This window comes from Brevibacillus choshinensis (assembly GCF_001420695.1).
GTDB lineage: Bacteria > Bacillota > Bacilli > Brevibacillales > Brevibacillaceae > Brevibacillus > Brevibacillus choshinensis.
The window spans coordinates 1,050,575-1,070,252 of the sequence record NZ_LJJB01000010.1; the positions used below are offsets into that span (position 1 = coordinate 1,050,575).

A 19,678-nucleotide genomic window follows, 5' to 3' on the forward strand; every position below is an offset into this window, starting at 1 on the left:
TCCTCTCCTCTCTAGCGAATGATGCCGGCTTGGCGAAATACTTGAAAGACAATCGATTCAACGGACTGCTCGGCCTCGATCCCCAGAAAGGAGATTCCCCTCCCGTAAGCAAAGGAGGTCAGCTCCTGCTGATATTGCCGTACACTTTTGCGATACTCCTCCAGCAGTTGCCCGGTCAATGAGACTTCTTTGGCCTGCTGCGTCTCCGAGTCGATGAGACGCAGCTCCCCTTGATAAGTGGGATCGAGCTCTTCTCGCGCTAGCACCTGCACCATAATGACGTCTTGTCTGGCTGCTTGCAAAAAGGCGATACCTTTGTCGTAGCCGCTCTCAAACAAAAAGTCAGACAAGACGATGGAAATACCTGCCTTGCCACTGACAGCACCCGGTGATCGCAGCGCCTGATTCAGATCGCCTACCTCACCCGGCGAAAGTCCTGCCAAATACCCCAATAGTCGGGGAGCTTGGCTCTTCCCTTGCAGTCCCCGTACCGACGACACCATCTGCCGATCAAAGGCGTACACCGAAACGTGATCCAAATGACAAAGGGAAAGGTAACCGAACGCTGCTGCCAATTGGACAGCGCGCTCCATTTTCCCCGAATGTCCATGACTCATCGAGCGACTACAGTCGATGTACAGATTCACATGCAACTGCGTCTCGTCTAAATACTTTTTCAGAAAGAGCTTGCCCGAGCGTGCATAGGCGTTCCAGTCCAGCTGCCGCAAATCGTCCCCTGGCACGTACGAGCGATAATCGGCAAACTCCATCGAGCTACCCAGCTGCTTGGCTCGCCGCAGCCCTGCCTGACTCCCGCTCGCGGCCCGCTTGCTAGCCATCTGCAAGCGTTCCAGCCTCGCGAGCCAGCTCGGGTCCAACAAGTGACCACTCATGCCTGCTGCATCCCCATTCCATCCAAAATATCGCGGACGATTTGATCGGGACGGATGCCGTTTGCCTCTCCTTCGAAATTGAGAAAAACCCGATGGCGAAGCGCTGGCAAAGCGACAGCTGCAACATCCTCATACGCCAAATTGTAGCGACCAGACAGCAGAGCGCGCACTTTTGCCAGCGAGATCATGGCCTGAACACCCCGAGGGCCTGCCCCGTTGCGCACATATTGATTGACGGAGGCCACTGAATGTTCCCCCGGATGGGTGGCGAGCAGCAGCTTGACCGCATAGTCCAGCACTGGATCTGCGACCAGGACCTCCCGTGCTGCCTGTTGGATTTCCGCGATCTGATCCGCTGCCGCCACCTTCTCGACACGGGCTGAGTGCCCTGTGGTCGTCTGACGCACGATGGCCTTTAGCTCTTCTTCAGTCGGATACGGAACATCAATTTTAAGCAAGAAGCGGTCCATTTGCGCCTCTGGCAACGGATATGTGCCTTCCTGCTCCAAGGGATTTTGTGTAGCTAGGACGAAGAACGGGTCTGGCAGCGAACGGGTCACGCCACCAGCCGAAACAGTGCGCTCCTGCATGGCTTCTAGCAATGCACTCTGTGTCTTCGGCGTCGCCCGGTTGATCTCGTCAGCCAAGACCACATGGGCAAAAATCGGTCCCGGTTGAAAGCTAAACGCTTGCTGCCCCTTTTCGTCTACACGTAGGATGTTCGTCCCCGTGATATCTGTCGGCATCAGGTCAGGTGTAAACTGGATGCGTTGAAAGGACAGCTCGAATGCTTGAGACAAGGTCCGTACCAACAGCGTTTTCCCCAGACCGGGCACACCTTCCAGGAGCGCATGTCCCCCGGCAAAGACTGCCCAGAGCAGCTGCTCTACGACGTCTTTTTGCCCTACCAGTACTTTTCCGATTTCCTGTCTGACGAGTTCTACCCGATGCAGACATTCTTCCAACGTTTGTTGTGCCATCGCTCGCTCCCCCTTTTCTCGTAACTCTCTTCTTTATGGTTCAATATTGCTGAAATACTGTTTGACGACTTCCTGATAGTCACCGGGAATGTTCCCTTTTTCCATACTTTCGCGGGCAAATTGTTCATATTGCCCGTAGACTTCCTCGTAAGGCAGCGTACCGCCTGTAGACACCTGTGTATTTCCACTCTGTCTCGATTCAGATGGACCTGCCCCGAGCGGCCCACCTACGGTATCTGTAGGACCGTTTTCTCCGCCAATTCTCGCTGACGGGACGGTGACGAGCTCGTGTGACCCTGTCCCCAGACCGGCACCACTCCCTTTTCCGCTGCCAGAACCTGAGCCACTGCCTGAACCGGAGCCTGAGCCATTTCCTGATCCTGATCCTGATCCGGAGCCATTGCCTTGCCCCGATCCACCATTGCCGTTTCCTGGCTGATTAGCCGTACCCGAGCCGGGATTTCCGTTCGCAGTTGTTCCCGTGCCATTCCCGCCAGGTGTCCCAGCAGGATTACCCGACGCCGGTACTGCCTGACCCATTCCTGCTGTGCCTGTGGCTGTGCCCGTTGCCCCTGCACTGGCACTTCCCGCACTTGCCAGCGTCATCTGGGACTGCTGCAAAGAAGCGGCTGCACTGGCTGCTGCCAGCATGGCTTGACCGGACTGCTGGGCACCTGCCAACGCTTGCATGAGACTAGCATCCAACGCCGTCATCGCTTGTGGCACCTGGCCTTGTGCCAGCTGCTGTGCCGCTTGCGCCATTTGGCTGGCGATTTGCTCCAGTTCTTTTGACGAAGCGTTCTGCGCTTCCTTGCGCAGCTGTTCGGCGGCTTTTTCCAGCTCTTTTGCAATAGCGTCCCGCTCGCTTTGGGACATCTTCTCGAGCTGTTTGGCAGCCTCGCGCAGCGCTGCCTCCAGCTCCTTTTGCTGCCCTGATTTCATCGCATCAGCCAATGCTCGTGTGGCTTGTTGACTCCCGAGGTTTTTCTGGAGCTGCTGAAGGGCCGCTTGTTTTTTCTGCTCGATTTCTTTCCACTTATACAGTTGCTTTTCCGCTGCGCGCAAAGCATTGAGACGTTCTGCCGGATCCTTCGCATTGGCCAGCGCCTTTTTCGCCTGCTCCAGCATTTGTTCTAGCTGTTTTTTCTGGGCATCACTCATTGCCGCATTCGTTTTTGCTTCTTCCTTGGCCGTTTCGAGCTCTTTGGCCACTTCAGCAAGAGCCTTCTTTTCCTCTGCCATCTGCGCGAGGCGTAGGTCTTGAGGATTTGGCCAGAGCATGAGCATGACGACCAGTGCGAGCAATCCGCCTGTTGCAACCAATTGCTTTTGTGCGTCCTTCCACACATGGACGCTTTCTACGGCTTGTGGCAGGGTGCGACGCAGGTGCCGCAGCGCATCCTCTCGCTGCATCCCGGCAATCATCGAGTTGTTGCCCCGATTCTCCCAAGCCGTGACCACACGTTGTGCCAAGCCATTTGCATCTGCTACCCGTGCACTGTCCAACGGGGTAGGTTTTTTGCCGAGAACACTCAGAGCCCCAGCGAGAGCAGCCATCAGGATCATCACCATGGCGATCCACGAGTAGTACGGAATCGGCCAAAAACGGGCGACGAGGAGAAGCAGCACGCTTCCCCCCACTCCCCCCAAGCTGTACGCAGACAGTTGCTGCACCCAGGTACGCCACCCCAGCTTTTTGCGGATCGGCTCCAACAGCATTTGCAGCTCGTCGTTTGATTTTGGGGTAAACATGGCTTATTGCTCCTCAGCTGCTCTGCGCAGACGCGGCCGTACGGGCTGAATAAAATAGATCGCCAGCAGCAAGCAGACCACGGTCACCAAAGCAAAGAAGAGGACGTAGTACCAGAAAGGATCGACGTTCAACAGGAAGCTCGTAGGATTGCTCGTGCGACGCAAGTCCTGTACGGGTCCTTCATCAAAAATGTTCAGCATCGCAAACAGAGGATTGATGCTGTGCAAGAGATCTGGCCAGACGGGCATCGGACCAGACGGATAGTTCAAATTTCGCCGCTGATAACGAATCAATTCGCGAATGATCTCCGCCAACACACTGGACCCGATCGAAAAGCCAAAGACGACCGCATAACTGACGACTGTCGCGATCCCCGTCCGTTTGATCAGCGTAGAGAGCAGGACACCAATGCTACCAATCCCAAACATCGTAATCACGTAAAAGCCGAAGACCTGAATCAGCTGTGTAGGAGAAATCCCACCGTACAAAAAGACGATGGCGTACAAAGGCACCGTCGCAAATACGAGAAAGATCATGAAGCTCAGAGACGACAGCCATTTGCCCACAATCAATCGGGTTGCACTGACGTTGGTGGTGAGCAAAATACTGAGCGTCTGTCGTTCCCGCTCTCCTGAAATGACGCCAGCAGTGAGTCCGGGTACAACAAAGCAAATCATCCCGAGCTGTAAAATCGAGAGCATCATGAACAGCTCTCGTGTCTCATTCGGATTGTAGTAGCTCCCGCCGTTCGTCATCAAAAAGATATAGAGAAGCGTGATACCGCCTAGCACCAACAGATAGAGGAAGATAATCCACGGCGAACGCTGCGTCCGCATGCGCATCTTCCATTCGTTGAACAAGACCGGGTTGCGCAATCGTCTCAAGACGTTCATGAGCCCACCCCCTTGGTAATTTCCAAAAAGATTTCTTCCAGATTGCCTTCTGCCTCATTGAATGCTGCCACTGGATAGCCTGCCGTGGTCAGATCGTGGAGCAGGTGCACCTGCTGTTCGTCGTTTCCGGCAAAGCCTACCACTACCCAGTTCCCTTCGCGGGTTACACCAGAGACCACAGGCATTTCCCGCAAGCGCGTCATCGCTTCCTCCACCCGATCCGTCAGGCGGATGCGCAGCACGCGCTTTTCCTGCATTTTCGCGTAGATTTCATCGACTCGGCCAAAAGCGACGAGATCGCCTTCTTCAATAATGCCGATGACATCACACATTTCCGCCAGCTCTGGCAGGATGTGCGAGCTGATGATGATCGTCTTGCCCATGTCACGCAGCTCTTTCAAAATCTCCCGCAGTTCGATCCGCGCTCGCGGGTCCAAACCGGATGCCGGTTCATCCAAGATCAGTACCTCCGGGTTGTGCACCAGGGAACGGGCGAGACCCAGTCGCTGCTTCATTCCACGTGAGAGTGAATCGACATAAGCATCACGCTTGTGGCTCAGATTCACCAGCTCAAGCAGCTGCGGGATAATCTGCTTGCGTTCGGCAAGGGGGATATCGTAGTTGGCCCCGTAAAAATCGAGATATTCTTCCGCCGTCAGATTGTCGTACACACCGAAAAAGTCAGGCATGTATCCGATCAGCTTGCGCACTTCCTTTGGATTCTTCGTAACCTCAAAGCCACCCACGTACGCTTTTCCGCTCGTCGGTTCCAGCAAAGTCGCCAAGATGGACATGGTCGTTGATTTGCCTGCTCCATTTGGTCCAACGAAGCCAAATACCGTCCCTTTGTCAATTTCGAGGGTCAGCCCTTTGAGCGCCTCCATCTTTCCGTATCGTTTTCGCAGGTTTTGTATTTGGATCACGGATTGGTCACCTTCCCTTCCACACTGACGCTAGGAATGCCGATGTGGCGTTGATCTGGAAACTGGTGAGAAAATTTCAGCCGCAATACGCTATCCTCAGAAATGTACGCTGCTGCCTTGTCTCCCGTCATAGTGTTGTTTACAAAGGCTCTGTCATAAGGTTCAAACGCTTTTGTCTTCCAGTTGTAGACCTGTTTGTCAAATGAGGTGTTGTCATCCGACCAGGTGTAGAGATACAGATTGGATATTTGCAGCTTTTGCCCATCCTGGTTCAGGTTGACGTCAAAGCTAATGTCTCCAGCAGGCATCATGAAACCATCGCCCATGTCATCCACCGAAACTGAGCTTCCAGCCATGGTGACGTCAAAGGTCCCTGCCGGGTAATACACGCGACCGTCCTTGGCAGGCTTGATCTCCAAGGGAGAGGTAACCAGCGCGAGGCTGTCCGGGTGGATCGTTTCCCCTTTGATGGATGCGTCTACGATCTGCTCGTTCGTCCAGCCTGCGATCATCACTTGTGCTGGTTGGGATGATCCACCTCGTCTGTACTCGACTATTTGCGCCATGACTTGCTCACGTGTATTTTCATAGGGATTTGCCGCTGCCTGCTTGGGTACGAGCAAGCCAGAAAGACGCTGATTTTGCCCTCTTCTCGACTGCATCTGAGCGTCTGGCTGGAAAGACAGCTTTACTTGCACGGTACCCTCTGGTGCCATTTCAGGGAACTCCTGCACCTGCATCCCTGATACGACCTTTACATTTTTGAGCGCGTACTTGCTTTTGTTCGTCACCGTCCCTGTTAAAGCCCCATCGGCGTATGACAGGTCAGAGACAAACGTCCCCGCATCGGTAACCGTCTGTTCCGTAGCCACCTTGCGCATGGACCAAAATTCTACGTCGCGGAACGAAATATCCGTATGCTCCGGCTGCAAGGATGCCCAAATTCTCGGGATCTCATCGGACCGGCGACTCTCCATGATCGGCTGGGCCAAGCCCTGACCTGCGATCGTCACTTTGTAATCACCGCTTCTCGGCACGAATAAAGCCGTTACCCCTTTCGCTTTGGCTTGACCGTCTCCCGTCATTTCCACATAACCTGTCTGATGGACCAAGACGCCTATTCCGCGTTGCATGGCACCAAATGAGAAGATTCCAACACCCGTCACAACTGCTAAAACGGGAACGATGGCCCACATGTAGCTCTGCTTGCGCTTGTAACGCAGTATGTAAAACAGGATGGGTCCTGCAATCAACGCATAGATCCCAAAAAAGAGAGCAAACCAGCCAACCTCCGGGATCTTCAAGGCCGGAATCCGATCCGCCGCTTCACTGAGCGGCCAAATGCTATCCGTGAGCGATTCGCGGTTGTGATCCAGCGAGAAACCAAATGATTTGATTAAGGTATCTGACCATAGCTTGCCGTTTCCCGTCCAGCTGGCGAGTGGTTCTGCGGCCAGGTCATAGGCGACATACAAGACTTTCCCTTCTCCGACTGCCCGAGATGCGAACAACGGCTCGTTGCCTTCTGTGTACCATACTTTCCCGGACTTCACTTTACCGGTGCTAATCGTAAAAGGTGCATTCAACTCTACCGCTTTGTTTTTGTCGATCGCCAAGCTTGCCAGAGATTGCACTTGGGTCACACCGTTGACGTCGACTGGCGAGAGATCGGCTAGTACACCTACCGTTTTTTTATACTGAGCTCCACCTGCCGTGATCAGTAGCCCGCCAGATTTTGTCCAATCGCGAATCGCCTGGATTTGTTGGTCATTCAACGTATCCAGAGCAAAGTTGTTCAGCACAAGCAGATCGATCATGCGCAGCTGAGCACCTGCCGTCGGTACCTGATCCGGCTTCATCGGAAGGACTTTGACCTCATTCGAGAAGGACGCCTTTGGCAGCACTCCCAGAAAGTTTGCCGTATCCGGATCCTCTGCCAGTACCCCTACCATCAGCGTATCGCTATTGTAGCGTCTACCACCAACAGGTGTTTTGACCAGGACCTCGTCATTCTTCATCAGCGCCACATAGGAGTCTGGACGGACCTCAGATCCAGGCACAGTGATGGTAATCTGCTTGGTCGCCCCTTTGGCGATAGAAATGGGCTGATAATACGCGGCAGAAAACGTATTGTTTCCCCTGTCTCCTGTCATGACCGCGATGTCTCCTTCGACATCAGGCCCACTGTTTGTCACCGATACTTGGACGGGGACCATGCCCGTTTCCTTGTATTCGCCACCCACTCCCGCAGTGACACCTAACTGAATGGCCACCTCCGCTCGGGCTATGGTCGCCCATCCTCCTGGCATTGCCGCCATCAGCAGCAAGCAGGCACAGATGGTCATCAGCCACCGCTTGTACACGTTTGCCGTTTTCATTCGTTCCATACCTCCATAGACGATTCTTCTTGCAGCAGATCCGTCAATTTCATACATATAGAGACGATTATATGGGAGAAAAAGCTACATGAATTTTCAAAACGTCAGAATTGCCTTTACTTGCACCAGCCTATTTACTTTTGTTTCTCATCGTGCTACTGTTATTTCGAAAATATTAGAAATAAGAAATGACTCCGACGAAGGGATGCTAACGATGGGTGATGTCAGCATGGAAACGAATCAAGCGATAAAAGTACATAGGGCCCTGGGAGAGCAAACTCGCTACAGAATTGTCCAGATTTTGACGAAGGAAAGCAATCTGTGTCCAGCAGATCTGGAGAGTCGGTTGGAATCCGTTGCTCTGTCTACGCTATCTCATCACTTAAAACAATTGGCGGATAGTGGCCTGCTCGTCTCCCAGAAAAAAGGAACCTACATCTACTACAGCCTGCATGTGGAAACGGTTAAAAGATTCGCTCCTTATTTGCTAGATTAATTTTTTCACTTATATTTCTATATATCTAGAAATATAAAAACATACTCATTTCACTCATCCTGATCATTCCGTCTTCGTTTTGTTTTTATTTCTATATTTCTAGAAACATAAAAATTAAGTACAAGAAAAGAGGTAGACATCCATGTCAAAAGGATGGAAGATTTATATTCTTGCCCTGATCAGTTTTTTGGTTGGAACATCCGAATATATTATCGCGGGGATTCTGGACAAGATTTCGGCCAGTTTGGCTATTTCTGTAGTCGCCGCAGGTCAGTTGATCACCGTCTTCTCTCTCGTGTACGCACTCGGTACCCCTGTCCTGATTGCGCTCACAGCCCGGTGGGAACGCCGAAAGCTGCTCCTTTTCGCACTTGGGCTCTTTGTTATTGCAAACGTCTTTGCCTATGCCCTTCCCGGTTACGGATTGTTTATTGCCGCTCGTATTCTGATGGCTCTCGGTGCTGGTGTCGTCGTGGTCACGGCTCTGACGGTTGCTGCTAAAATTGCCCCACAAGGCAAGCAGGCCAGTGCCATTGCTACCGTCGTGATGGGCCTTACTGCCTCTCTCATTGTAGGGGTTCCTGTCGGAAGGATGATTGCCGCTGCCTACGATTGGAAAGTAGTCTTTGGGGGGATCGGCGTTCTGGGGTTATTGGCTATGCTGATCATTTCCCTCACGATTCCAAAAACAGAGGGCGACGCACCGATTCCATTTCGCGAACAAGTAGCCCTGCTTAAACGGCCCAAGATTGTCCTGTCCCTGCTCGTCAGCTTTTTTTGGTTGGGTGGTTATTCCCTTGCTTATACCTATATCGCTCCTTACCTGTTGACGGTCTCTGGAATGAATGAAAGTACGTTGAATGCTGCATTGCTAGCGTTTGGTATCGCCAGCCTGATCGGGTCAAAACTGGGCGGTTACAGTACGGATCGCTGGGGCGTTTATCGTACGCTGATGTCAGGCATGATCTTGCATATCGTAACACTGCTCCTGATAAGCTTGGCGGCCCACTCTACTGTCTTCGTTTTTCCTTTGTTAATTCTCTGGTCATTCGCCGCTTGGTCTTCGGGTCCTACTCAGCAGTATCACTTAGTCACAATGGCTCCGGAATCCTCCGGCATCATGCTCAGCCTCAATAGCTCGGTCATGCAGCTCTCCATGGCCGCTGGTGCCGGGATCGGCGGCATCATAATCGACGGGATATCTCTGGATTCAGTTACATGGATAGGAGGCTTCGTAGTAGCGATCGCGCTTACTATCATCTTTCCTGTTTACCGTCCCTCAAGCTCTACTAGCGTAAGGGCGGGCAAAGCACATCAGGTATAACCGAGTAGATGGAGCTCTCTATCACTTGTCTGCCCTCGTAAAAATGAAAAAAGCCTTGGTTTCAGTCATTTGTGCTGAGCCAAGGCTATCGTCCTTTCACCCGTTATTTCTCTCCATACCCCACGTGTGCCGTCCTCGTTGGGTCAAACATATCTGCTATCGCCTTATGAATATTTGGCGGGTACTCTGCGATGCGATGACACAAATACAAGTACCATTCTTTCCCGTAGGTGAGATAGAGGCGAACGGGAATGCCATTTTGCTGCATGCTCTGCGCCAGCTCGGGACGAACGCCGTACAGCAGTTCCAGCTCCACCTCAGGGCGCGAAAAGTAGTCTCGCTTTTGAAGCTCGTCGACGATCAGCTGATCATGAGTAGCAAATGCACAGGTATGTCCCGCATTCACACACATCTCGGCGAGCTGCAGATAACGTTCGTTCAGCTCTGCGGAACGCGCCAAGGCGATGTCTCGCGGCTCCTTGAACGCGCCCTTTACTAGACGGATTTTTCCCGGTAACGCCAAGACACGTTGGACATCCTCCACCGAGCGATGCAGATGGGCCTGTATCGTGATGCCGACATTCTCATGACGCTGTGCCAACCGTTCATACATCGCCATGATGGCTTCTGTCTTTGTGGACTCTTCCATGCTGATCATGACATCGTGTTGGTTCCGAGCAGCAGCGACTGCCATTTCCTCCACATGGGCAAAAGCCTGCTCCTGACTCACCAACAGGCCTACGTGTGACAGATCAAAGGATACCCCTACCGGTCGTTGCAGGACGGAGCAATCGTCGATCACAGCCAAAAACTCGTTTTTCACTTGCTCACATGCTTTTGCATCCAGCGTATTTTCTCCGATGTACTCCACGGAAAGACGATACCCTTTTTCCTCCAGTTCTTTGGCACGCGACTGTACTTCCTGACGAGTTTCTCCTGTTACATAGCGCTTCGCTGCCGCCAGCAGCAATGGGTACAACGAGCTGGATCGCAGGACACTTTCCTTGATCTGTTCGTCTCGCGCTATCGTTCGCAAGACCTCCGCCGTTATTTGCTCATCGATCGTCATTTTTTTCTCTCCCTTCACGCCGTGTGTTCTTCTCCTGTCCACCCTACCATGGTAAGCTGAAGTCGATTAGATCCAGTTTGCGGCGACTTTTACAGATCCAGTTTTTCGAGGAGGTCTCACACGTTTTGGCATGGCTCACGATTGATCGAGAAAAGCCGATTCCTTTGATCCGGCAACTATTTACAGAATTGCGTGCGAATATTTTGCGCGGGGATTGGCAGGCGGGACAAAAACTACCCTCAACTCGCAAATTGGCGGAAGAACTGAAGATTTCCCGCAATGTCGCGGTAGATGCGTATGAGCAGTTGTACGCGGAGGGTTATATTGAAAGCAGGCAAGGTTCGGGGTACTACGTTTCCGCTGGAATTTATCTGGAGCAACATGCACGCCACGGAACAGATGCGATCCTCTCTATCAGCGAGGCTTCCACAGATTCTACGACTTCAACGATCGATTTTCGTTCAGGTGTACCTGCATTGGAGCTTTTTCCCCGTACGACCTGGGGGAAAATCGTACAGCGGGTCTGTCAGGATGCCCCTCTCTCCGCATTTGGATACGGACGCCCCGAAGGTCGCCTCGAGCTGCGTCAGGTAATCTGCCGCTATCTTTATCGAACACGCGGTGTCCAGTGCAGACCGGAGCAAATCGTGATCACTTCTGGAGCCACGCAAGCGCTCACGCTGATTGCCAAGGTGCTTTTGACAAAGGGCAGCAGCGTCGTCATCGAGGATCCGATTACCCAAGACATTCAGACCATCTTCAAGGCAACCGGGGCCGTACTGCAGCCTGTCCCTACCGATGATTTGGGGCTTGTGACGGAGCAATTGCCTGGTACTGAGGCTCATCCTCCGAGTTTTGTCTTCGTCACGCCTTCGCATCAGTTTCCATTAGGGGGAACCTTACCCATCCAGCGTCGTCTGCAGCTGATCCGTTATGCTCGCGAAACAGACTGCTACATCGTCGAGGACGACTACGACAGTGAATTCCGCTACGACAGTGCACCAATCAGTTCTCTGCAAGGGCTGGCGGAGGAGCGAGTCATTTACATCGGTTCGTTTAGCAAAATCCTTTCCCCTGGGTTGAGACTCGGCTATCTCGTCCTGCCAACCGAACTGGTCGAGCGCTACCAGAACGCCAAATGGTTTTCCGATCTGCACACCTCTACCCTCGATCAACTCTCCCTCGCTACTTTCATCGAGGAAGGACATTTGGAAAAATACATCAATCGGGTGAAAAAGCTGTACCGAAAACGTAGGCAGACGCTCGTCCATGCCCTGGAACGAACCTTTTCCGAGACGAGAGGCTTTCGTATTCTGGGGGCATCCGCCGGGTTGCACATCGTAGTGTCGTTTGCAGGAATCCACTTTACTCCCGAGCTGCTGGAGAAACTGAGTGACGCTGGCGTTCGGGTCTATCCTGTCGAGGAACATGCGATTTGTCCTGGCAGACACACCGACAAGCTGATTATCGGGTACGGAAACGTCTCTGAGGAGAAGATCGAGGAGGGCGTCAAGAGGCTCTACTCGGTGCTGTCTTTCTGAAAGCGATGGGGAACGTGTACACATCCCCTCGCTTCTATTACTTCTTTTTCGCTAGTTCAAAATACTGCCCAAATTCTTTGTCGCATCCCTTTAACTGATACCCGATTTGACCATTCTTCTCTTGTTTTTCCTCGATCCCTTCACACTTGGTGACTTGGCGACTTCTATTATTCCCGCCATAAGCATCCATCGAGTCGTCGTAGGTATACTCGATTCCTTTTCCATCGTAGACCAATTCATCAAAAATAGGATCGCCTTCTGTCGTATAGCTCGTGATGCGCACTTGGTCTGCATTTTGTTGGTCGACGTTTTTGATGAACTGCTCCCATCTTTCCCAATTGGAAATCTTGCCGTGCAGGTTGACGACATCCCCATTTTTGATGGCCTGCTCAGAGCGATAGGGCTTCGTCAGCTCTGGAAATGCCGACTGTATTTCATCCGTTCCTGGCTGCTCTTCCGTTCCGCAGGCAGCCAGAAAACAAACGGCTACCACTAGCATGGACATTCTCTTCATCAGCGTGTTTCGCTCCTTTACCTCTTTGCATCGTATATCGTGTATACGAACTGGTTTCTCCATTCGTTTCGAAGCATCGTGATTTGAATCAAATAGAAAAAAGCCAATCCCCCATGAGCCGTTGCGCCCATGAGTGATTGGCTTTCAAAAAAAGGACCTTCTATGAATTCCAGACTACACTAATATCTACGGCGTCGGCAGCATTCCGGCGGACAGTTCCTACAGTGGTCAGGACACCTAAATCTTCTTATTCGATAACGCCCTTGGCCTGATTCTGGTGGAGGATATCCCGGCCTTTGCGATGGAGAATAAGAAGATGGATAATAGGCAGATTGGTTGTAAGACGAAGACTGGGATGACGACCAATTCGAACTCGGATAATACATGCTGTCGCCCTCTTTCCTTTTAAAATTTGGATGACTATATGTGTATATGCAGGGGAGCATTTACCCGCATAGACCAGTAACCATCCAAGAGAGCAAAATAAGGTAGCTACCTATGCCAATTTTCGTTATGACCAAACTATGCATATCCAAAATTACATGTTTTCGTTATATTATTGAAAAAAACAAGCAGGGAGAGGCTTGATATGTCCGCACAAGAACAAGCTCAAAAACCAGTACGTTTTCTCGAAGGGGAACGCGTCTATTTGCGTCCTATTGGATTGGATGATACGGATTGGTATTTCCGTTCTTTATACAGCCGGGAGGGACGTAGACTAACAGGTACGCAAAAGCATTACTCACGTGAGCAAATCCAGCAGTACATCGAGAGCAAGGCACAGGATTCCTCCAGTGTGCTGCTGCTCATCGCGCAACGGGACAACGACCAAGTGATCGGAGATATTCAGATCGGCGGCATCGACACCTTTAACCGGAATGCCTTCATCCGCATTTCAATCGATCAGCAGGGTCATCAAGGAAAAGGATTTGGTAGTGAAGCAATGCGCCTCATGCTGGGCTACGGATTTGGCATTCTTAATCTACATCGGATTGAGCTAAATGTCTTTGCCTACAACGAGCGTGCGATCCATACGTATGAAAAGCTCGGATTTCAGCGGGAAGGTGTGCAGCGCCAAGCCCTCTTCTACAATCACACCTATCACGACTCTATTCTCATGTCGATGCTGGCAGAAGAATATCGAGCGAAGTACCTCGGGTAAAAGAAAAAAGGGTCAGGATTGCTGACTCGATAGACGAAAGAGGCAGCGTGCAGATGACAATCAAATCAGCACTGGAAGAATACTTGAAATGCTACGAGGAACGTGGATATTTTAGCGGTTCCCTGCTCATTGCCCGAAACAAGGAAATCCTCCTACAAAAAGCAATAGGCTACGCTAACCTCGAACACAATGCACCAAACACAACCAAAACGAAATTTCGAATCGGCTCCATCACAAAGAGCTTTACAGCTATGGCCATTCTACTACTCTGCCAAAAAGGTGTCCTGCATCTGGAAGATCCGATCAACCTCCACTTGGATGGTCTGGCCTCTGGGGATAAAGTGACCATTCATCACCTGCTCACCCATACTTCAGGAATCCCGAACTTTACGAGTTTTCCGGATTATTGGTCGACCACCATGAGAATGCCGTCGACGCTGCCCGAGATCATCCGATCCTTTGCTCAACTTCCCTTAGACTTTACACCTGGCACTCGCTATCACTACTCGAATTCCGGTTACATCCTGCTGACAGCCATCATCGAGAAAGCTTCATGCACTTCCTACGCAAACTATCTGCGGGAAAATATCTGGGCTCCTTTAGGAATGGTAGACACGGGATGCGAGGAGCATCGCTCCGTGATCAAAGGACTGGCGACTGGATACACCGCCTGGGAAGAGATCATCCATTCAGAGTACATGGATATGACCATCCCCCGCGGTGCCTACGGAATGTATTCTACGGTAGAGGACTTGTGGAAATGGGATCAAGCGTTATACACAGAAAAGCTCATCGATGCGGAGTGGTTAGCCAAAATGTTTGAGCCTTACCAGTTCGGTTACGGCTACGGATGGGCCGTCGACCAACAGGCTGGAAAAAAGGTTATCAGCCATTTTGGAGACATAAACGGATTTCATAGTGACATGTACCGCATAGTGGATGATCAGCTGGTCGTCATCGCGTTAAGCAACGTAAACCTAACGCCCGTTACGAAATTGACGAGGGATTTGGTCAAAATCACAGCTGGGGAAGAGCTTCATCAACCCCTTTCATTGATCAGCAGCTTCATGAAAGAAACTCCTGAGGCGATCAATCGCAGCGTCGGTACTTATGTAGACAGCAAAGATGAGAGGATGAAGGTGGAAATCACAGAAGAGCCCCACGGTATCTTTGTTACTCATCCCAAAATGTACGGAGTCCCTTACAAATTCCGGTTGCATCTCGTCGCTCAGTCTGAGGAATCAATCGAATGGATCACGGGTATTGTGTACGAAACCTTCAAGGTGCACCTCCAAGCAGATCAAAGCATTCGCAAGCTTACCTTCACAGACGAGTATGGAAAGGTATATAGACTTACGCTTTCTGCCACAGCAAAAAGGAGCTGATCGATTTCAGCTCCTTTTTTCAGATCATTCCACGCCTATCTTCCTTTGCTTCGAGGCGCTCTATCCGTTTTTGATAGGCAAGTGCTTCTGCCTTTGAGCGATTGCGCAGCAAGCTCCCCCGCTTCTTCCACTGCTCATAAGCATGACGAGTGTAGTGCAACGCCTTTTCCCAGTCCTTGAGTTGGTGCTCACATAGCTTTGCCGCCTCGATATAGACTTCTTCCGGCACGTAACCAGGTGACTTCATGCACGATTCCCATACCTGCAGAGCACGCTGCCAGTCTTTCTTCTTTTTGTACAGATGTCCGACCGCTAGCTTGGCCCGGGCGCTCCACGGTTGGTCACTGCGGGCAACCGTCTGATACGCCTGCATCGCCGTTTCTCCATCCCCGAGCGCTTCGTACCACCGTGCGATTTCATAGCGTTCTGCCTGCGACACCTCTTCGCGCTCATACGCAAGCAACAGGCGGGACACATGAATGTAAAGGGTGATCAGTGACAGCACGTCGATTTCATTGTGCCGCAGCACACCCTCGATCACGTCCGGGTCCTTGGAATGGAGGAAATCGAAATAGCGGACAGGAGCCAAATACCCTGGCAAATCATCTTGCCGATAGACATCCAGCTTTTCCTGCTCGATAATTGCCAGACGGCACGACTCCAGCTCGTCTTTCCACAATCTTCTCGCGCCGTGAAGCAAATCCAGATGACCAAACGTCGGCAACGCCTGCACCTGATCCCGGATCAACGTATGCCGGGTCCGCACCTGTGGCCAGTCAAACGACTTGCCGTTAAAAGTAACCAGGTGGGACGACTGCTTCGCTTGCTCCAAAAAGGAATGGTACAGCGTCACTTCCGCGTGAGGAGCCGGCAAAAAATGCTGGCGAACCACTACTTCCTCTCCCTCGACACGACTGTAACCCAAAAGAAAGACGGTGTTGCCTGCTCCCCCAGACAAGCCGGTCGTCTCCGTGTCAAAAAACAGCAGGTCTTCCGCCCGCCTCCCTGCAGCTGACAACGGATGCTGCCTGCCGGACGCCTCCCAAGCAGCGATCGTGTCGTGCAGCTGGGCAAAGGCGTACGCTCCATGCTGCTGACGGAGCGGGTAGCGGACTTCGCGGATCATCACGTGCTCATCTTCCCAAATGAATGGAGTGGCCTGCATGCTCTGCCACCTGTCTGCAAAAGGAATGTCAGGCTGCACGACTTCATCGGTGGCTCCATTTGCGCTGGTCGCTACATGTGCCGTTACAGTCGTCGCTTCCGATAACTCCGCTGATTCCTGTGCCAGTTCTTGGCTCTTGTCCGTTTCCTTGACGAGATGTCCCTTCATCCGTTGCAGCTTGGATTTAAGAGACATACGCACTTCCTCCTTGGGCGACCCGAAGCAGCGTCATAGCTAGCTCCTTGGTACCGTCATCCGTTGCTCCCACACAAGATGGACAGCCTGATTCGCATGGACATGAAGTAATCATCCGCTCGGCCTGAGTGAGAATTGTCTCCATGTCTTTGTACACCTGCTCGGAAAGGCCGATACCACCTGGATAGCGGTCGTACAAAAAAATCGTAGGTTCTTGGGAATGAACGGCCTTGCGCTGCGGAATGACGTGCAAATCCATCGGGTCGCACATGACGAACAGCGGCGCCACGTGCTGGAGCACATGAGCCAGACCAACCAGCCCACGCTCCACATCCTCCGTGCCGATTTCCTCTAGCAGCGTATCCGAAAAGCCAATCCACGCGGCATTTGTATGCAGCTCTTCCTCTGGCAAATGAATCGGGCCCGATCCGATATTTTCATGCGTCTCAAATTTGATTTTCTTAAAAATGGTCGCCATCGCATGGACCGACACTTCCCCGTAGGCAAAAGCGCTCTGTCCTTCGCGGCGGTACTGGTCCTGCTCCAATACTTTCAGCTGAACGGCCAGATTGGCATCGGTGTAGTAGTCGACAGCGACTTCCCGGACGTACGCCTTCTTTTCCTCGTAATCGAGCTTTTCGACTTGATACTGCGTCCCTTGATGCAAGTAGATGGCTTCGTCGTGCAACAGCGTCATCGAACTGAATCGGTCCATTTCCCCGATGACTCGCTCATTTCCCCGTTCGCTAATGTCGATGATCACTACGTTTTCCTGTGAGGCTGACCGCAGACTGATGTTGTGTGCCGGGAACGAGTCGTTCATCCAAAACCATTTGCCTTTGGAATGATGCAGCACTTGCTCCTCCGTCAAAAACTCCAGAATCTCCACGATCTCCGCACGCCCAAACAGATCCCCCTCGCGAAACGGCAGTTCGTAGGCCGCACACTTCAGATGATCGACGAGAATGATCAGATTGTCCGGATTGATGCGTGCTGTCTCCGGACTACGGTCAAAAAAGTACTCCGGGTGCGAAATGACGTACTGATCGAGTGGTGTGGAGCTGCCGACCATGACGACGACTGACTCTCCTTGACGTCTACCTGCCCGTCCCGCCTGCTGCCATGTACTGGCAACCGAGCCTGGATACCCAGTAATGACACACGCTTGCAGTTGTCCGATATCTACTCCCAGCTCCAGCGCATTCGTGCTGACGACACCCATGATGTCACCGTTGCGCAAGCCCCGCTCGATTTCCCTCCGCTGGCTGGGCAAATAACCTCCACGATAGCCTTGGATCGTCTTGGGTCCGAGCTTGCGCTTGATCAGCTCCTGTAGGTACGTGAGCAAAATTTCGACGCGGACACGGCTGCGAGCAAACAGAATGGTCTGAATGCCATTGACGAGAAATTGCTCCGTGATGTCGCGCGCCTCCAAGGTAGCACTTCGTCTGATGTTCAACTGCAGGTTGACCACCGGAGGATTGTAGAACAGAAAATGCTTGATCCCCGCAGGCGCGCCGTTGTTGTCCACAAGCTCCATCTGTTCTTCTGTCAAAAGCTCAGCGAGTTCTTTTGGATTGGCGATCGTAGCTGACGTGCAAATAAATTGCGGATGACTTCCGTAAAAAGCGCAAATCCGTTTTAACCTGCGAATGACATTTGCGACGTGGCTGCCGAACACGCCGCGATATGTATGTAGCTCGTCAATGACGACGTATTTAAGATGCTCGAAAAAGGATACCCACTTGGTGTGGTGAGGCAAAATGGCGGAGTGCAGCATGTCCGGGTTGGTAATGACGATGTTGCCTGCCTTACGCACCATTTGCCGGATGTTGGCGGGTGTGTCCCCATCGTACGTCTCTGATTTGATGGACAACCCCATCTCCGTAATCAGCTCGTGGAGCTCGCTTTTTTGGTCCTGTGCCAGTGCTTTGGTCGGGAACAAATAGAGCGCACGCGCCTGTGAATCTTCCGACAAGGTCTGGATGATCGGCAGGTGGTAGCACATGCTTTTTCCCGAAGCCGTCGGAGTCACGGCTACGATGTTTTTCCCTTCGCGCACATGGCGAAAGGATGTTTCTTGATGCGTATATAAAGAAGTAATTCCTCTCTTTTCGAGGGCTTCCCGGATTCGTACATCCAGCTGGCTCGGGAACGAAACTGTTTTGGCTTCTCGCGCAGGTATCGTTCTCCAGTGCGCAATATTGGACAAGAATCGCTCGTCCTGTCTAAAGCTTTCGAGGATCTCGGTCATGCTTTTTTTCATTTTCATCGACGTCACCTTCTTTGATTCAATTTTACGAATGGATGTTCGCGATGTAAATGAATTGTTTTTTTCCAGTATGCACTTTCGTAATCATTCATTCTAGATAAACCACGTTTCGGGAAGACCCGGAATGATTTCGGCAGCGGCGAGAGCTATGGCTCTGCTCAATGAAGAAAGTCAGTCACTGATTGTTCTTCACAAACAAAAGCATTCTGATCGCACAAAGGCGTGGTCAGAATGCTTTTTTGTACAGTCATTTGTTATAATGAAAAAGGGTGATATATGCTATGAACGATTTGCTTAAATATGCTTTTCGGATTCGCACTGCCATGAATAAAATGCAACGAGATATTTCTATAGAAATGCAAAAACAATACGGTGTAGATCTGACTAGGCCCCAATGTTACCTGCTCTCACTCATCTCCAATGAAGAGCCGTGCAAAATTACGAGTCTGGCTCAAAAACTGGGAGTGCGACCGAGCACGATTTCCACCATGATTAATCGACTGGTCGAAGATGGCTACGTGTCCCGAGAGTACGGCCATAACGATCGCCGGAATGTGTTGGTATCGATTACTGAGCGCGGGAAAGAAGTACTCAAGAGAGATGTAGAAAATTACGGCAAGGTATTGCAGCAATTCATCGGTTCCTTGGAGACGAGCGAATTGGAATCGTTTACGCGAACATTCGAAAAAATTTCCTGCATTCATGAAATGAAAGCATAAAAGTGAAAGTCCCTTG

The 19,678-nt window shown here is 51.6% G+C and carries 16 protein-coding genes; 6 read left to right on the forward strand and 10 right to left on the reverse strand.

The window, feature by feature from the left end; genetic code table 11:
* Positions 1-11: 11 nt before the first annotated feature.
* The 6 genes from AN963_RS15245 to AN963_RS15270 are packed head-to-tail and all read right to left on the reverse strand — an operon-like array spanning position 12 to position 7,820.
* Positions 12-893, reverse strand: coding sequence for a DUF58 domain-containing protein (locus AN963_RS15245; RefSeq protein WP_055745406.1), 882 nt, complete (start codon positions 891-893; stop codon positions 12-14).
* Positions 890-1,873 carry an AAA family ATPase gene (locus AN963_RS15250; protein WP_055745407.1) on the reverse strand — a complete coding sequence of 328 codons (984 nt, stop codon included), beginning with the start codon at positions 1,871-1,873 and terminating at the stop codon, positions 890-892. Before AN963_RS15250 ends, AN963_RS15245 begins: the two co-directional genes overlap by 4 nt.
* Before the next feature lie 33 nt (positions 1,874-1,906).
* Positions 1,907-3,625 carry a hypothetical protein gene (locus tag AN963_RS15255; RefSeq protein WP_055745408.1) on the reverse strand — a complete coding sequence of 573 codons (1,719 nt, stop codon included), beginning with the start codon at positions 3,623-3,625 and terminating at the stop codon, positions 1,907-1,909.
* A gap of 3 nt (positions 3,626-3,628) precedes the next feature.
* Positions 3,629-4,519, reverse strand: coding sequence for an ABC transporter permease (locus tag AN963_RS15260; RefSeq protein WP_055745409.1), 891 nt, complete (start codon positions 4,517-4,519; stop codon positions 3,629-3,631).
* Positions 4,516-5,442 carry an ABC transporter ATP-binding protein gene (locus AN963_RS15265; protein WP_055745410.1) on the reverse strand — a complete coding sequence of 309 codons (927 nt, stop codon included), beginning with the start codon at positions 5,440-5,442 and terminating at the stop codon, positions 4,516-4,518. The genes AN963_RS15260 and AN963_RS15265 overlap by 4 nt, the downstream gene beginning before the upstream one ends.
* Positions 5,439-7,820, reverse strand: coding sequence for a DUF7408 domain-containing protein (locus AN963_RS15270; RefSeq protein ID WP_055745411.1), 2,382 nt, complete (start codon positions 7,818-7,820; stop codon positions 5,439-5,441). The genes AN963_RS15265 and AN963_RS15270 overlap by 4 nt, the downstream gene beginning before the upstream one ends.
* A gap of 229 nt (positions 7,821-8,049) precedes the next feature.
* Between AN963_RS15270 and AN963_RS15275 the strand changes: the two genes are divergently transcribed.
* Both AN963_RS15275 and AN963_RS15280 read left to right on the forward strand, forming a co-directional pair.
* A complete protein-coding gene (locus AN963_RS15275; RefSeq protein ID WP_083496994.1) occupies positions 8,050-8,316 on the forward strand; it encodes an ArsR/SmtB family transcription factor in 267 nt (88 codons plus the stop codon).
* Positions 8,317-8,458: 142 nt separating this feature from the next.
* Positions 8,459-9,640 carry an MFS transporter gene (locus AN963_RS15280; protein WP_055745412.1) on the forward strand — a complete coding sequence of 394 codons (1,182 nt, stop codon included), beginning with the start codon at positions 8,459-8,461 and terminating at the stop codon, positions 9,638-9,640.
* A 103-nt stretch (positions 9,641-9,743) separates the two neighbouring features.
* On the opposite strand, the gene AN963_RS15285 is transcribed toward AN963_RS15280, so the two are convergent.
* Positions 9,744-10,727, reverse strand: a complete 984-nt coding sequence (locus tag AN963_RS15285; RefSeq protein WP_407922547.1) for a proline dehydrogenase family protein — start codon at positions 10,725-10,727, stop codon at positions 9,744-9,746.
* Between the two features lie 107 nt (positions 10,728-10,834).
* On the opposite strand from AN963_RS15285, the gene pdxR reads away from it, so the two are divergent.
* Positions 10,835-12,250, forward strand: a complete 1,416-nt coding sequence (pdxR, locus tag AN963_RS15290; protein WP_055745413.1) for a MocR-like pyridoxine biosynthesis transcription factor PdxR — start codon at positions 10,835-10,837, stop codon at positions 12,248-12,250.
* 37 nt (positions 12,251-12,287) lie between these two features.
* Here the strand turns inward: pdxR and AN963_RS15295 are convergent, their stop codons facing one another.
* Positions 12,288-12,764, reverse strand: coding sequence for a DUF4362 domain-containing protein (locus AN963_RS15295; RefSeq protein ID WP_055745414.1), 477 nt, complete (start codon positions 12,762-12,764; stop codon positions 12,288-12,290).
* Positions 12,765-13,353: 589 nt separating this feature from the next.
* Here AN963_RS15295 and AN963_RS15300 point away from each other — a divergent pair.
* Together AN963_RS15300 and AN963_RS15305 are read left to right on the forward strand one after the other, a co-directional pair.
* Positions 13,354-13,926, forward strand: a complete 573-nt coding sequence (locus tag AN963_RS15300) for a GNAT family N-acetyltransferase (RefSeq protein WP_055745415.1) — start codon at positions 13,354-13,356, stop codon at positions 13,924-13,926.
* Positions 13,927-13,979: 53 nt separating this feature from the next.
* A complete protein-coding gene (locus AN963_RS15305; RefSeq protein WP_055745416.1) occupies positions 13,980-15,311 on the forward strand; it encodes a serine hydrolase domain-containing protein in 1,332 nt (443 codons plus the stop codon).
* Positions 15,312-15,330: 19 nt separating this feature from the next.
* Here the strand turns inward: AN963_RS15305 and AN963_RS15310 are convergent, their stop codons facing one another.
* Positions 15,331-16,671 carry a ribonuclease H-like domain-containing protein gene (locus AN963_RS15310; protein WP_055745417.1) on the reverse strand — a complete coding sequence of 447 codons (1,341 nt, stop codon included), beginning with the start codon at positions 16,669-16,671 and terminating at the stop codon, positions 15,331-15,333.
* Positions 16,661-18,943 (reverse strand): DEAD/DEAH box helicase, encoded by a 2,283-nt coding sequence (locus AN963_RS15315; RefSeq protein ID WP_055745418.1) that lies wholly within the window; start codon positions 18,941-18,943, stop codon positions 16,661-16,663. Before AN963_RS15315 ends, AN963_RS15310 begins: the two co-directional genes overlap by 11 nt.
* 281 nt (positions 18,944-19,224) lie before the next feature.
* On the opposite strand from AN963_RS15315, the gene AN963_RS15320 reads away from it, so the two are divergent.
* Positions 19,225-19,662 carry a MarR family winged helix-turn-helix transcriptional regulator gene (locus AN963_RS15320; RefSeq protein ID WP_055745419.1) on the forward strand — a complete coding sequence of 146 codons (438 nt, stop codon included), beginning with the start codon at positions 19,225-19,227 and terminating at the stop codon, positions 19,660-19,662.
* The last annotated feature ends 16 nt before the right edge of the window (positions 19,663-19,678 follow it).